Here is a 14,219-nt window from a genome sequence, read left to right on the forward strand (position 1 = left end):
GCGTCACACCATCACCCCAGGCACTTCACGCCCCACCCGATCAGCTCAGAAATGTTGCGGGGACCGTCGCGCGGATCTTCGTGGTGCGTCGTATCCTGCTCAAACACTCGCTGCCGAGACGGCCGGGCGGCGGCACCACCCAGGCCGCCCACCGGTAAGGAACTCGTCGGATCTTCCCGGGTGAAAGACCCTACGACCCCCTTGACCTGCAGTAAGCGCCCTTTGACGGGGCGACATGGCCGTTCGACTGGAGACGCACGTGGCCGGGCGCATCGAGGATTACGCACTCATCGGAGACATGCAGACCGCAGCCCTGGTCTGCCGGGACGGCACAGCGGACTGGCTGTGCCTGCCCCGCTTCGACTCGCACGCCGTTTTCGCGGGGCTTTTGGGCACCGAGGAGCACGGCTTCTGGCGCATGGGCCCCGCGAGAGCGGAAGGAACCGAACCGGCCTTCGCCGACCGGCGGCGCTATCGCGGTGACTCCCTCGTCCTGGAATCGGAGTGGGACACACCGCGCGGCACCGTACGCGTGACCGATTTCATGCCCCCGCGTGACGGTGCTCCACAGCTCATCCGGATCGTGGAGGGCGTCAGCGGCCGGGTGCCGATGCGCTCGGAACTGCGGATGCGCTTCAGCTACGGCCGGGTGACGCCCTGGGTGCACAAGGTCGACAACCGTACGGTCGCCGTCGCCGGGCCGGACTCCGTCTGGCTGGACACCGAGGCGGACACCTACGGCAGGAACCTGACCACCTACTCCGACTTCACCGTCGGCCCCGGCGACCGGGTGGCGTTCACGATCAGCTGGCAGCCCTCGCACCACGGGCCGCCGGCCCTCCCCGACCCCGAGGGGTCCCTGGAGGCGACCGAGCTGTTCTGGCGCGGATGGGTCGATCAGTGCACGTACCACGGGCCCTACCGGGAGGCGGTCGTCCGCTCCCTGATCACCCTCAAGGCGCTGACGTACGCCCCGACCGGCGGGATCGTCGCCGCGCCGACCACCTCGCTCCCCGAGGAGATCGGCGGCGTACGGAACTGGGACTACCGCTACACCTGGCTGCGGGACGCCGCGATCACCCTCTCCTCGCTGCTGCGCACCGGATACCGCGAGGAGGCCCGCGCCTGGCGCGAGTGGCTGCTGCGGGCGGTGGCGGGCGACCCGGAGAACCTCCAGATCATGTACGGCATCGCCGGCGAGCGCGAGCTCGGCGAGGCGGAGCTGGACTGGCTGCCCGGTTACGAGAACTCCGGCCCGGTCCGCGTCGGCAACGGCGCGGCCAACCAGCTCCAGCTGGACGTGTACGGCGAGGTCACCGAGGCGCTGCACCTGGCGCACATGACGGGGCTGACCCGCAACGACTACGCCATGGGCCTCCAGCTCAAGCTGATCGAGTATCTGGAGAAGCACTGGGAGGAGCCCGACGAGGGCATCTGGGAGGTGCGCGGCCCGCGCCGGCACTTCGTGCACTCCAAGGTGATGGCGTGGGTCGCGGTCGACCGGACGATCAAGCTGGTCGAGTCCGGCGACGTCGAGGGCCCGCTGGAGCGGTGGTACCAGCTGCGCGACGACATCCACCGCGATGTCTGCGAGCGCGGCTACGACGCGGAGCGCAACACCTTCACCCAGTCCTACGGGTCGAAGGAGCTGGACGCCTCCCTGCTGCTCATCCCGCAGATGGGTTTCCTGCCGCCGGACGACAAGCGGGTCATCGGCACGATCGAGGCGATCCAGCGGGAGCTGTCCACGGAGGACGGCTTCATCCTGCGCTACCCGACGGAGGGCGAGGAAGCGGGCGTCGACGGTCTGGCGGGGGACGAGGGCGCGTTCCTGGCCTGCTCGTTCTGGATGGCCGACGACCTCGCGATGATCGGCCGGGTGGACGAGGCGCGCCGGCTGTTCGAGAAACTGCTGGCGCTCCGCAACGACCTGGGCCTGCTCGCCGAGGAGTGGGACTCCAACCTCCAGCGCCAGGTGGGGAACTTCCCGCAGGCGTTCAGCCACGTGCCGCTGATCGACACGGCCCTGCGGCTGACGGCGAGCGGCGCGTACGTGGGCTGAGCCGCGGGTACGCCCTGACGGTGGGCACCTCGGCCTGAGTACGGTCTTTCCCCCTCCCCTGGCAGGCGCACCCCGCCGCCCGGGCGGTAGCGTCCTGAACAGGACAGTCCGGAACAGGACGACCGCCCGGGAAGCGGGCAGGGCACCAGGGGAAAGCGGGCCGGGTACGTGGAGAGCCACAGCGGGATCACCGTGCAGCAGGCGCTTGAGCTGCCGGGGCTGCGCGCCGGGCTCCCGGAGGTGGTGGCCGGCGCCGACCGGCTGAACCGCACGGTGCGCTGGGTGCACGCAGGCGAGGTCCCGAACATCGCCTCCCTCCTCAAGGGCGGCGAGCTGCTCCTGACCACCGGCCTGGGCCTGGGCGCCCGCCCCGCCGAACAGCGCGCCTTCGTCCGCCGCCTCGCCGACCGGGGGATCGCGGCCCTGGTGGTGGAGCTCGGCCCGCGCTTCGGACGGCTGCCCGCCTCCATCGTGGACGCCGCCCGCGCGGCCGGGCTCCCGCTGGTCCAGCTGCACCGCGAGGTGCCGTTCGTCGCGGTGACCGAGGAGGTCCACACCGAGATCGTCAACGGGCACTACGCGCTGCTCCAGCAGGCGGAGGAGGTGCACCGGCGCGCCACCCGGGCGCTGCTCGACGGGGGCGGGGTGCCGCAGGTCCTCGGGATCCTCGCCGACTTCACCGCCAACCCGGTCTTCCTGGAGACGCCCGACGGCCAGCTCCTGTACGCGGCGTCCACCGGGACCGGCCCGGTGGGCGCGGACCCACTCCAGGTCTGGGAGGGCATGCGCGGCGACCGGGCGGCCCGGGAGAGCCCGCCGACCGGTGCGGTGCTGGTGGACGTGCCCGGCGGCGGGCCCGAGACCGGTTCGGTACGGGCGAGGCTGGTGCTGCTCGCGGTGTCCGGCCCGCTGGCGACCGTGCACCGGATGGCTGCGGAGCGGGCGGCGGGCCTGCTCGCCGTCGTCCTGATGCAGGCCCGGCAGGAGGAGGAGCTGGCCGCCCGGGGCCGGGGCGACTTCCTCACCGACCTCGCGGAGGGCCGGATCGCCCCGCAGGACGCGCCGGCGCAGGCCCGGGTGCTCGGCTTCCGGCCCGGCGACACCCCGCTGCTCCCCGTGGTGATGCGGCTGGCCCCCGAGCTGTCCCCGTCGGGCAACTGGGCGCTGCTGGCCCGTGCGGTCCTGGAGGAGCTGGCCTCGGTCGGCGTCCCTGTGCTGCTCGGCGTACGGCCCGTGGAGGGACGGGTTCCGCTGCTGCTGGGGCTGCGCTCGGAGGGCGAGCGCACGGCGGTCGCGGACCGGGTGTCGGCGGCGCTGCGGGCGGGCGTGGAGCGGGCCGGTCTCGACCGTGCCGGATCGCAGCCGCCGGTGGTCGTGGTCGGCGTCCCGGGCGGCTGGGCCGCTGCGGGCGCGGGGCTGCGGCACGCGTCGGAGACGGCGACGGCCGCGCAGGGCCTGGACGACCGGCCCTGGTACGACGCCCGGCGCCTGGACATCGACCTGCTGCTGTGGCGGTTGCGGGACCATCCGGACCTGGCGGCGTTCGTGAACCGGGCGATCGGCCCGCTGCGCGAGCACGACCGCACCTCGCGCCCGCCGCTGCTCCCGACGCTCCAGGCGTATCTGGCGCACGCGGGCCGCAAGGCGGAGACCGCCCGCGAGCTGCACCTCAACCGCCAGACGCTCTACAACCGCCTCGCCCGGATCGGCGAGCTGCTGGGCACGGATCTGGACGACCCGCAGACGGTGCTGGCGCTGAGCCTGGCGCTGCGGGCCCGCCGCCACACGACCTGACCGGCAGGGGGGAGCCTCAGCGCGCCCGCCCCGTCGCCAGCGGCTGCGCCAACTCGTCGTAGACGCTGAGCACATGGGCGATCGTGTCGTCCTCGGTGGGCCAGCCCGCCGCCTGCACCCGGCCGGCCTCGGCGAGCCGGGCGCGCGCCCCAGGGTCCCCGAGCAGCCTCACGGCCGCACAAGCGAGGGCCTCGGCGTTGCCGTACGGCACCAGCTCGGCGGCCCCGCCGACCAGTTCGGGCACACCGCCCACCGCGGTGGCGACGAGCGGCACCCCGGACCGCAGCGCCTCCTGGGCCAGCAGGGAGCGGCCCTCCCACCGGCTCGGCAGCAGGGCCAGGTCGGCGGCGGCGAGCAACTCCCCCACGCCGGCCCGGCGTCCGATGAGGGTGACGGACAACTCCTCGTCCCTGATCCGCCGTTCCAGGGCATCCCGGTCGCGCCCCTCCCCCGCGATGACGAGCAACGGCACGGGATCCAGACGCCGCCAGAGGCCTGCCGCGTCCAGCAGGGTGCCGAAGCCGTGATGCGGTACGAGACTACCGCCGGCTATCAGCAACGGCCGGTCCACCGCGCCCAGTTCGGCCCGCACCTTGGCGTCGTCGTCGGGGCGGGCCGGGCGTGGGGCCGGGACGGTGACCGGGGCGAGCCGGGCATCGCGTGCACCCCGCTCGCGGGCCCGGTCCACCAGGTCGGAGGAGGGGGCGAGGACCACGGCCGCCGCCCGCGCGGCGCGCCGTTCCAGCAGATGCAGGATCTGGCGGCGGGCGCCTTCCGCGTACCGCCGCGTGTGCCAGGTCATCACCAGGGGGACGGCGCGCCCGCTGAGGGCGAGGGCGGTGCGGGCGGCCGCGTGGAGCCCGTGGGCGTGGACGACGTCCGCACCCGTGCAGGCGGCCCGCAGCGCGGCGACGGCCGCCGGATCGCTGCGCCGGGGCACCGGCAGGAAACGGGCTCCGGTCGCCGTGAAGTCGTAGGCGCGGTCCACCGCGGACGGGGCGCAGACGGTCACCTGAACCCCCCGCGCCACCAGTCCGGCGGCCAGCGAACCGACATGCGCGCTGCTGCCCGCACTGCCGCCGCCCAGGACTTGGACCGTACGCAGCTGTGACACGTTGATTGGCTCCCCGGGGCTCCGGAGTCGGCGGTAAGTACAGCGCCAAGGATGCCAGTCCGTACGCACGTTCCGGGACCGCCGTAACGTTGCTGCCCGACTCACAGCGACAACCGACCACACCGCCGCACACTCACGGGTGAACCTGGAGGCGCACAGTTGCCGCCGATCGGTCACCCCATCGGTCGCCCGCACCCTGCCTGCCCGGGCCGACCGTCCATCTCCCGGAGTCCTGCGCCGGGTGACTCCGCGCCCTCGGGACGCGCCGGGCGAGGCGGCCCGACCCGGTCACCGTCGGCCGCTGCCGCCATGAAGAGCCTGCGCCGCCACGCCGCATCGGTGCGGCGGCACACCGACCCGTACACCCCGGCGGCCGCCGTGGCGGTCCGGCTCATGTCCTCACCCGTCGGCGCGGGCCGTGGCCAGCAGCTCCTCGGCGTGGGCGCGGGCCGTCTCGGAGTCCTCCTGGCCCGCCAGCATCCGGGACAGCTCCCGGACCCGGTCCTCGCCCTCCAGGACGGTGACGCCGCTGCGGGTCACCGAGCCGTCCACGGTCTTCTCCACCAGCAGTTGCCGGTCGGCGAAGGCCGCGACCTGCGGCAGGTGGGTGACGACCACGACCTGCGCGGACCGGGCGAGCTTGGCGAGCCGCCGGCCGACCTCGACCGCCGCCTTGCCGCCGACGCCCGCGTCGACCTCGTCGAAGAGATACGTCGGTACGGGATCGGATCCCGCGAAGACGACCTCGACCGCGAGCATCACCCGGGACAGCTCACCGCCCGACGCGCCCTTGGCGATCGGCCGGGGCTGGGCCCCGGGGTGCGGAGCGAGCAGAAGTTCCACCTCGTCGGCGCCCGAAGGACCGTAGGCGACACTCCGCCCGCCGATGTCGATGCCGGACGCCTCGTCGGCCGCCTCGGTCTGCCGGATCGCGAAGGAGACCCGGGCGTGCGGCATGGCGAGCGAGGCCAGCTCCTCGGTCACCGCCTCCGCGAACCGTGCGGCGGCTTCCGTACGCGCGTCGGTCAACGCCTGTCCGAGCACGGAGAGTTCGGCCCGCAGCGCGTCGCGCTCGGCGGTCAGTTCGCCGATCCGCTCGTCGTCGCCCTCCAGCTCGGTGAGCCGGCCGGCACCCTCCTGGGCCCAGGCGAGAACCGCCGCGATGTCGGTGCCGTACTTGCGGGTCAGGGCGGTCAGCGCGGCCCGGCGCTCCTCCACGGCGGCCAGCCGCAGCGGATCGGCCTCCAGCTGGTCGGCGTACCCGGCCAGCTCACCCGACACATCGGCGATCAGGATGGAGATCTCCCCGATCCGGTCCGCCAGCGCGGCAAGCGCCGGGTCATGGGCCCGGACCCCGTCCAGAGCCTGCCCGGCGGCGGCGACCACGGTGGTGGCGTCGACCCCCTCCGGATCCTCCGGGTTCCCCGCCAGCGCGGTGTGCGCGAGGGAGGCGGCGGAAGCGAGGGCCTCGGCGTGCCCGAGCCGCTCCGCCTCGGCGGCCAGCTCGACGTCCTCGCCCGGCAACGGCTCCACGGCCGCGACCTCGTTCAGGCCGAAGCGCAGCAGATCCGCCTCCTGGGCCCGCTCCCGGGCCCGGGTGGTCAGCTCCTCCAAGGTGGCGGCGACGGTCCTCAGCCGGCGGTAGGCCGCCGCGTACCTGGCGTGCGGGACCTCCACACCCTCTCCTGCGTACCGGTCCAGGGCTCCCCGCTGCCGCGCGGGCTTGAGCAGTCCCTGCTGGTCGGTCTGGCCGTGCACGGCGACGAGTTCGTCCGCGAGCTCGGCGAGGACCCCCACCGGCACGGATCTGCCGCCGAGGTGGGCCCGTGAGCGCCCTTCCGCCGAAACGGTACGGCTGATGAGCAGCGCACCGTCGTCGAGCTCCGCCCCGGCCTCCTCGGCCCGCAGCGCCGCCGCGTCGCCCTCGGACACCGTGATCCGGCCCTCGACGACCGCGGCCTTGGCCCCGACCCGTACGAGAGCGGGGTCCGCGCGCCCGCCGAGCAGCAGCCCGAGGCTCGTGACGACCATGGTCTTGCCCGCGCCGGTCTCACCCGTCACCGCGGTGAAACCGGGTGACAGTTCCACCACCGCGTCGTCGATGACTCCGAGCGACCGTATCCGCATCTCCTCCAGCACGGACATGACCTTACGAGGTCCCGGGCCGGACGCGCGACGGCCCCCGCTCCGGGATTCACTCTCCCGAGCGTTCCCGAGGGGCACGGGGGCCGTGAAGCATCCGCGGCGACCGTCAGTGGGGCGCACCCCGCCACCCCGAGACGGGCAGCGCGAACTTCGCCACCAGCCGGTCGGTGAACGAGGCCTGGTGCAGCCGTGCCAGCCGTACGGGCACCGCACCGCGCCGTACCTCGACCCGCGCCCCGGCGGGCAGCTCCACGGTCCGCCGGCCGTCGCACCACAGCACCCCGTGCGGGGTGTGCGGCTGGACCTCGACCGCGAGGACGGACGTGGGCGAGGTCACCAACGGCTTGGCGAAAAGCGCGTGGGCGCTGATCGGGACCATCAGCAGCGCCTCGACCTCGGGCCAGACGACGGGCCCGCCCGCCGAGAAGGCGTACGCCGTCGAACCGGTCGGTGTCGCGCAGACGATCCCGTCGCAGCCGAACCCGGTGACCGGGCGGCCGTCGATCTCCAGGACGACTTCGAGCATCCGCTCGGGCGACACCTTCTGCACGGCCGCCTCGTTGAGCGCCCAGTCGGTGTGCACGACGTCGCCGTTGCTGTGGACGAGGACGTCCATCGTCATGCGCTCCTCGACCTCGTAGTCGCGGGTGACGACCCGGGAGACCACCTTGTCGAGGTCGTCGCGCTCGGCCTCGGCGAGGAAGCCGACGCGTCCGAGGTTGACGCCGAGCATCGGCACCCCGGAGGCGCGGGAGAACTCCGCGCCGCGCAGCAGGGTGCCGTCACCGCCGAGGACGATCAGCAGCTCGCAGCCGTCCACGGCGGCGGGGCTGGTGTCCGTGACCGTCTCCACCGTGTCCGGCAGCGGCAGATCGGCCGCTTCGGTCGCCAGGACCCGCACGCCGAGCCCGTTGCGCAACAGACCCTGCACGACGAGCTCCGCGCTGCGGATCGCCGCCGGCCGGCCGGTGTGCGCCAAAAGGAAGACTGTTCGTGCCGCATTCGTCGTCAACGAGGCCCCTCCGCCACTGCACGGTCGACATCCGCGGGATCCAGCTCAGGTGCACCGGCCCGCAGCCACAGAAAGTACTCGACGTTGCCCGAGGGCCCGGGCAGCGGACTGGCCGTCACCCCGCGTACGCCGAGCCCGAGCGCCCAGGCCCGCCGCGCCACTTCCCGTACCGCTTCGGCGCGCAGCTCCGGGCTCCGCACCACTCCGCCGCTGCCGAGCCGCTCCTTGCCCACCTCGAACTGCGGCTTGACCATGAGGACCAGGTCGGCGTCGGGCCCGGCGCACCGGGCGAGGGCGGGCAGCACGAGACCCAGCGGAATGAAGGACAGATCCCCCACCACCAGGTCGACCGCCTCCCCGTCGACGGCCTCCAAGGTCAACTCCCGCACGTTGGTACGGTCCTTGACGACGACCCGTTCATCGGACTGCAGCGACCAGGCGAGCTGCCCGTAGCCGACGTCGACGGCGACGACCTGCCGGGCCCCGGCCCGCAGCAGCACATCGGTGAAGCCACCGGTCGACGCCCCGGCGTCCAGCGCCCGCCGCCCCTCGACGGCCAGCCCGAGCGGCACGAAGGCGGCGAGCGCCCCAGCAAGCTTGTGACCGCCGCGCGAGACGTAGTCGGGGTCGCCGTCATCCTTGGTGACGACGATCGCGGCGGCCGTCTCGACCTGGGTGGCGGGTTTGGTCGCGGTGGTGCGGCCGACGGTGACGCGCCCCGCGGCGATCAGCTGGCTCGCGTGCTCGCGCGAGCGGGCGAGCTTGCGGCGTACCAGCTCGGCGTCGAGGCGGCGACGTGCCACTCCTGCCACGTTCGGTTCAGCTCCTGTTGTCGTGATGCGTGTACTGCGAAGGCGTGGGTACGGGACCGGGTGCGGCGGCCGGACGGGTGTCCAGCGAGGTGAGATCGGCCCGCAGCCCACGGTGTACATCCTCGTACACCTCGATGTGCCCCTCAGCGGTGAGGTGGTCCGCGTCGGCCAGACGCTCCAGCCGGGAGTCCACCGCGGCGTGGCCGGTGGGGGTGCGCACGACGCCGAGGGGCGTGGGCTCGGCGGGCTCGAAGGAGGGCGCCTCGGCGGCCGGCGCCTCGGTCACCGGCTCATCGGGCGTGCTCACGGGCGGTGTCCCCGCCTCCGGCGTCCAGTCGCTCATGCCGAAACGCTACATCGACGGGCCGGTGTACCGTCGAGCACGATGGCGACCATGGCGGAGTGCCGCAGCGCACTCAACAGATTTTCCGACAACCTCGCAGCCGCCGAGGGCGGCGTACGCGGCGCCGCGGCGCTCGACCGCTCGCTGAGCTGTCACATCAAGGACCTCGACATCACGTTCACCGGCCGGCTGGCCGACGGCCGGATCAGCGTGCGGGACACGGTCGAGGGGCCGCCCCGGGAGAAGGCCGAGATCAGGCTCGCGATGACGGGCGACGACCTGGTGGCCCTGGTGGACGGCGACCTGAACTTCGCGAAGGCATGGGCCTCGGGCCGCGTCCGCCTGGAGGCGGGCTTCCGGGACCTCCTGAAACTGAGATCCCTGCTGTAGCCCTGTCAAGCAGTTCGAGCCCGTCCGGCGATCGAGGACACAGCGCCCACCGGGGCGCAACCCGCACTCGCCCACAACCTCAGGCGGCAACCTTCCGAGCCTTACGGGCCGCAGGCACGACCAGCGGCGTACCCGTCTCCGGATCATCGATCACCTGACACCGCATCCCGAACACCCGCTCCACCAACTCCGCGTCGACGACCTCCGAAGGCGGCCCCTCCGCGACGATCGCCCCGTCCCGCATCGCGATGAGGTGCGTGGCGTACCGCGCGGCGTGGTTCAGGTCGTGGAGCACGGCGACCAGCGTCCGCCCCTGCGTCTCGTGCAGCTCCGCGCACAGGTCGAGCACATCGATCTGGTGCTGGATGTCGAGATACGTCGTCGGCTCGTCGAGCAGCAGCAGCGGCGTCTGCTGGGCCAGCGCCATGGCGATCCAGACCCGCTGACGCTGACCGCCGGACAGTTCGTCGACATAGCGGTCGGCCAGCTCGGCGACGCCGGTGGAGCCCATGGACTCGTTCACCACCCGCTCGTCCTGCGGCGACCACTGCCGCAGCAGCCCCTGGTGGGGGTACCGGCCGCGGGCGACGAGGTCGGCGACGGTGATCCCGTCGGGGGCTATGGAGGACTGCGGCAGCAGCCCCAGCGTCCGGGCGACCTTCTTCGCGGGCAGCTGGTGGATGGTCTGCCCGTCCAGCAGCACCTGACCCCGGCTCGGCTTCAGCATCCGGGCGAGCGCCCGCAGCAGGGTCGACTTGCCGCAGGCGTTGGGACCGACGATCACGGTGAAGGAGTTGTCGGGAATCTCCACCGAGAGGTTCTCGGTGATGACCCGCTGGTCGTAGCCGAGGGTCACCGATTCCGCGGTGAGGCGCTGCATGGTCGTACTCCCGGAGTCGGTGAGGTGGAGCGGCACGGCGCGGGGCACGGGCGGACCACCGAGCAGCACCAGGTTAGGTTAACCTATCCTCTCCTTGGCGCCACGGGTCCCTGGCTGCCGCTCCACGCCCTCAACACCCTCGCGGACAAGGCACGTCGGGCGCTCCGGGGAGCGGCTCAGAGCCCGATTCCGGCGAGGGCCTTCCCCGTCCTCAGCCCGCACACGCCCGCACCGGCGGAGGTCCAGGCGGCCGCGCAGAGCGCCCGCAGCCCGTCGAGCGCGTCGCCTTCACCTTCCAGGACCAGCTCGTCCCCGCGCACGGCGGCGGTCCAACCCCCGCACCGGTACGCGTCAGCGACCGGCGTGACCTCGGGCTGCCCGGTCAGCAGCCCCCGCAGGTCCCCGTCCACATAGGTCGGCCGGTGCTGCGGCGGAGCGGCCAGCAACTGCGCCGCGTCGGTCACCCCGGTCAGCACCAGCAGCGAGTCCACGCCCCCGTTGAACGCGCCCTCGATGTCCGTGTCCAGCCGGTCCCCGACGACGATCGGCCGCTCGGCCCCGGTCCGCAGCACGGTCTCGCGGTGCATCGGCGGCAACGGCTTCCCGGCGACCTGCGGCTCGGCACCGGTGGCGATCCGGACGACCTCGACCGCGGCCCCGTTGCCGGGCGCGATACCCCGGGCGCCCGGGATGGTCAGGTCGGTGTTGGACGCGAACCACGGCAGCCCGCGCCGGATCGCGTAGCTCGCCTCGGCGAACCGCCCCCACGTCATGTCCGGCCCGCCGTACCCCTGGACCACCGCCGCCGGGTCGTCGTCCGCCGACTCCACGGGCACCAGCCCACGCTCGCGCACGGCGACCCGCAGCCCCTCGCCGCCGATCAACAGCACCCGGGCCCCCGGCGGCAGCTGACCGGCGGCGAGCCGGGCGACGGCCTGGGCGGAGGTGATCACGTCGGCGGGGTCGGTGGGCACCCCGAGTTCCGTCAGGTGCCCCGCCACCGCGTCCGGCGTCCGCAGCGCGTTGTTGGTGACGTACGCGAGGTGCATGCCCCCGGCCCGTGCCTCGGCCAGCGACTCCACGGCGTGGCCGATGGCCTCACCGCCCGCGTACACGACCCCGTCGAGGTCGAGGAGAGCCGTGTCGTACGCCTCGCTCAGCGCCGTGCTGCTTCCCGCCGGCCGGACCCGGCCGTGCTGGTGGCTCATATGACTCGCTCCTCTTCGCTCTGTATCTGCCCCGGCCATCGCGTATGCCCTGTGCACACATACGATGCCCTGATGAACACTTCAGGTCCCGTCGACCAGGGGCTGCGGCTTATCCCGTTCCGCGGACTGCGTTACGTCCCCGAGCGGGTCGGCAGCCTTGCCGCCGTGACCTCGCCCCCGTACGACGTGGTCGTCCGGCCCGACGGGCTGCACCACCTGGAGTCGGCGGATCCGCACAACATCGTGCGCCTCATCCTCCCCCAGGCCGAAACGGCCCGGGACCGGCACCGCCAGGCGGCCGCCACACTGGACCGCTGGCAGGCCGAGGGGGTCATCGCCCCGGACCCGGACCCGGTGCTGTACGTCTACGAGCAGCGGAACGACGAGATCCTCCAGCGGGGCGTGATCGGCGCCCTGGCCCTCTCCCCGGCCGCCGAGGGCGTCGTGCTGCCCCATGAGGACGTCATGGACGACGTCGTCGCGGACCGCGCGGAGCTGATGCGCACGACCGGGGCCCATCTGGAACCGCTGCTGCTGACCTACCGCGGCGAGCCGGGCCCGCCGGCCGGCGCGGCAGCGGTCATCGAGCGCACGGTCCTGCGGGAGCCGCTGCTCGCCACCACGACGGAGGACGGCTTCAGGCACCGGCTCTGGGCCGTGACGGACCCGGCCGAGCGGAGCGAGATCGAGACAGACCTCGCCCGGCACCAGGCTCTCATCGCGGACGGCCACCACCGCTGGGCCACCTACCTCCGGCTCCAGCAGGAACAGACCGCGCCGGGGCCCTGGGACTACGGCCTCGTCCTCCTCGTCGACACGGCCCGCCACCCGCTCCAGGTCCGCGCCATCCACCGGCTCCTGCGCGGACTGCCGGTTCCCCGGGCCGTGAAGGCGCTGACCGGTCTCTTCCGGGTCCAGCCGGTCGAAGGACCACTCCCCCGGGCACTCGACGCGCTGGCCGAAGCGGCGGCCGATGGCAACGCGTTCCTCCTCGCCGGCGACGGCGGCTTCCACCTGGTGGACCGCCCCGACCCGGCCCTGCTGGCCCGCACCGTCCGGACGGACCGCCCCGACGCCTGGCGCACCCTGGACGCGACGGTCCTGCACTCCGCGCTGCTCGACGACGTGTGGCGGATCCCCGACGCGCCCGAGCACATCGGCTACATCCACGACACCGAGGCAGCCGTCGAACAGGCGGAACGCCTCGACGCCACGGCGGTCCTGATGCATCCCGTGCGCGAAGAGGTCGTCCGGGACCTGGCCCGGCAGGGTGTCACGATGCCCCGCAAGTCGACGTCGCTCGGCCCGAAGCCGGCCACGGGCCTGGTCATGCGGAGCCTCACCCTCGGCTGACGGTCGACCGGAACGAAGAAGGGGCGGCACTCCGACTACCGGAGTGCCGCCCCTTCTTCGTCAGCAACTAGCCCTTGACCGATCCGTCCGCAGGACCGTCCTGGTCGTGATCCAGATCCTCGTCCAGGTCCTGTTCCGTGCCGACGGCCTCACGCGCGTCGTCGCGGACCGCGGGAGCATCCTCGTCCGCCTCGTCGTCACCGAGGACGTCGACGAACTCGACGCCGTCGAGCGCGGCGAGCCGGTCCGACGCGTCGGTGGAACCGTCCTTGTCGGCCTCCAGCGCCTTCCCGAACCATTCCCGCGCCTCGTCCTCGCGTCCTGCCTCCAGCAGGGCGTCCGCGTAGGCGTAGCGAAGTCGCGGCGTCCACGGCTGCACGGAGTTGGACGCGAGCTCGGGGCTCTGGAGCGTCACGATGGCGGCGTCGATCTGGCCCATGTCACGGCGTGCCCCGGCGGCCACCAGCCGCATCTCGACCTGCCCGGCCTTGTCCAGCTTCTGCACCTCGGGCTCACCGGCCATGGCCATCGCCCGCTCAGGCCGTCCGAGCCCGCGCTCACAGTCCGCCATGACGGGCCACAGGTCCACGGACCCGGTCATCCGCCTGGCCGCCCGGAACTCGGCGAGCGCCTCGGCGTACTTCTGCGTCGCGTAGGCCGCGAACCCGGCCGCCTCACGCACAGCAGCGACGCGGGACGCGAGCCGGAGGGCGATACGGGCGTACGCGTACGCCTCCTCGGGGTCCTCGTCGATCAGCCGGGCCACCATGACGAGGTTGCGCGCGACGTCCTCGGCAAGGGTCTTCGGCAGGCTCATGAGCTCCTGGCGTACGTCCTTGTCGATCTCGTCGCCCGTGACGTCGTCCGGAATCGGCAGCCGCTTGATCGGCTCGCGGTCGCGGTCATGTTCCCGGTCGTCGCGGCCCCGGAAACCACCGCGGTCCCGGTCGTCGCGCTGGCCGCCACGGTATCCGCCCCGGTCCCTGTCGCCGCCCCGGTCGTCACGACGGAAGCCGCCACCGGAACCACCGGAGGGCCGGTTGTCATCACGACGGAACCCACCACCGGAGGGCCGGTCGTCATCACGGCGGGGACCGCGGGGGCGG

General features: G+C 73.2%; 12 protein-coding genes. 4 read left to right on the forward strand and 8 right to left on the reverse strand.

Going from position 1 to position 14,219, the window contains the following annotated elements; translation table 11 throughout:
• Nucleotides 1-259 precede the first annotated feature (259 nt).
• Both IG90_RS0116020 and IG90_RS0116025 read left to right on the forward strand, forming a co-directional pair.
• Entirely contained in the window at nucleotides 260-2,062 is a 1,803-nt protein-coding gene (locus IG90_RS0116020; protein WP_030584024.1) for a glycoside hydrolase family 15 protein, read from the forward strand.
• 168 nt (nucleotides 2,063-2,230) lie between these two features.
• Nucleotides 2,231-3,856 carry a PucR family transcriptional regulator gene (locus IG90_RS0116025; RefSeq protein WP_030584025.1) on the forward strand — a complete coding sequence of 542 codons (1,626 nt, stop codon included), beginning with the start codon at nucleotides 2,231-2,233 and terminating at the stop codon, nucleotides 3,854-3,856.
• 16 nt (nucleotides 3,857-3,872) lie between these two features.
• Here the strand turns inward: IG90_RS0116025 and IG90_RS0116030 are convergent, their stop codons facing one another.
• The 5 genes from IG90_RS0116030 to IG90_RS0116050 all read right to left on the reverse strand — a co-directional run bounded on the left by IG90_RS0116030 (nucleotide 3,873) and on the right by IG90_RS0116050 (nucleotide 9,282).
• On the reverse strand, nucleotides 3,873-4,970 hold the full coding sequence (locus IG90_RS0116030) for a glycosyltransferase family 4 protein (protein WP_030584026.1): 1,098 nt from the start codon (nucleotides 4,968-4,970) through the stop codon (nucleotides 3,873-3,875).
• Between the two features lie 399 nt (nucleotides 4,971-5,369).
• Nucleotides 5,370-7,115, reverse strand: a complete 1,746-nt coding sequence (gene recN / locus IG90_RS0116035; RefSeq protein WP_030584027.1) for a DNA repair protein RecN — start codon at nucleotides 7,113-7,115, stop codon at nucleotides 5,370-5,372.
• Between the two features lie 106 nt (nucleotides 7,116-7,221).
• Entirely contained in the window at nucleotides 7,222-8,127 is a 906-nt protein-coding gene (locus tag IG90_RS0116040; protein ID WP_030584028.1) for an NAD kinase, read from the reverse strand.
• Nucleotides 8,124-8,939 carry a TlyA family RNA methyltransferase gene (locus IG90_RS0116045; RefSeq protein WP_030584029.1) on the reverse strand — a complete coding sequence of 272 codons (816 nt, stop codon included), beginning with the start codon at nucleotides 8,937-8,939 and terminating at the stop codon, nucleotides 8,124-8,126. Before IG90_RS0116045 ends, IG90_RS0116040 begins: the two co-directional genes overlap by 4 nt.
• A gap of 7 nt (nucleotides 8,940-8,946) precedes the next feature.
• A complete protein-coding gene (locus IG90_RS0116050) occupies nucleotides 8,947-9,282 on the reverse strand; it encodes a hypothetical protein (protein WP_030584030.1) in 336 nt (111 codons plus the stop codon).
• A gap of 42 nt (nucleotides 9,283-9,324) precedes the next feature.
• Between IG90_RS0116050 and IG90_RS0116055 the strand changes: the two genes are divergently transcribed.
• Nucleotides 9,325-9,672, forward strand: coding sequence for an SCP2 sterol-binding domain-containing protein (locus tag IG90_RS0116055; protein WP_030584032.1), 348 nt, complete (start codon nucleotides 9,325-9,327; stop codon nucleotides 9,670-9,672).
• A gap of 79 nt (nucleotides 9,673-9,751) precedes the next feature.
• Here the strand turns inward: IG90_RS0116055 and IG90_RS0116060 are convergent, their stop codons facing one another.
• Nucleotides 9,752-10,552, reverse strand: coding sequence for an ABC transporter ATP-binding protein (locus IG90_RS0116060; RefSeq protein ID WP_030584035.1), 801 nt, complete (start codon nucleotides 10,550-10,552; stop codon nucleotides 9,752-9,754).
• A gap of 176 nt (nucleotides 10,553-10,728) precedes the next feature.
• Nucleotides 10,729-11,760 (reverse strand): HAD hydrolase-like protein, encoded by a 1,032-nt coding sequence (locus tag IG90_RS0116065; RefSeq protein WP_030584038.1) that lies wholly within the window; start codon nucleotides 11,758-11,760, stop codon nucleotides 10,729-10,731.
• Nucleotides 11,761-11,832: 72 nt separating this feature from the next.
• Here IG90_RS0116065 and IG90_RS0116070 point away from each other — a divergent pair, with 72 nt between their 5' ends.
• Nucleotides 11,833-13,113: a DUF1015 family protein gene (locus IG90_RS0116070; RefSeq protein ID WP_030584040.1), complete on the forward strand. Its 1,281-nt coding sequence runs from the start codon at nucleotides 11,833-11,835 to the stop codon at nucleotides 13,111-13,113.
• A 67-nt stretch (nucleotides 13,114-13,180) separates the two neighbouring features.
• Here the strand turns inward: IG90_RS0116070 and IG90_RS0116075 are convergent, their stop codons facing one another.
• The gene (locus tag IG90_RS0116075) at nucleotides 13,181-13,930 is read right to left on the reverse strand and encodes a tetratricopeptide repeat protein (protein WP_030584043.1); all 750 of its coding nucleotides are present in this window, start codon (nucleotides 13,928-13,930) and stop codon (nucleotides 13,181-13,183) included.
• Nucleotides 13,931-14,219: the final 289 nt, after the last annotated feature.

The sequence above is a fragment of the Streptomyces anulatus genome (genome assembly GCF_000721175.1).
In the GTDB taxonomy this organism is placed as follows: domain Bacteria; phylum Actinomycetota; class Actinomycetes; order Streptomycetales; family Streptomycetaceae; genus Streptomyces; species Streptomyces anulatus_C.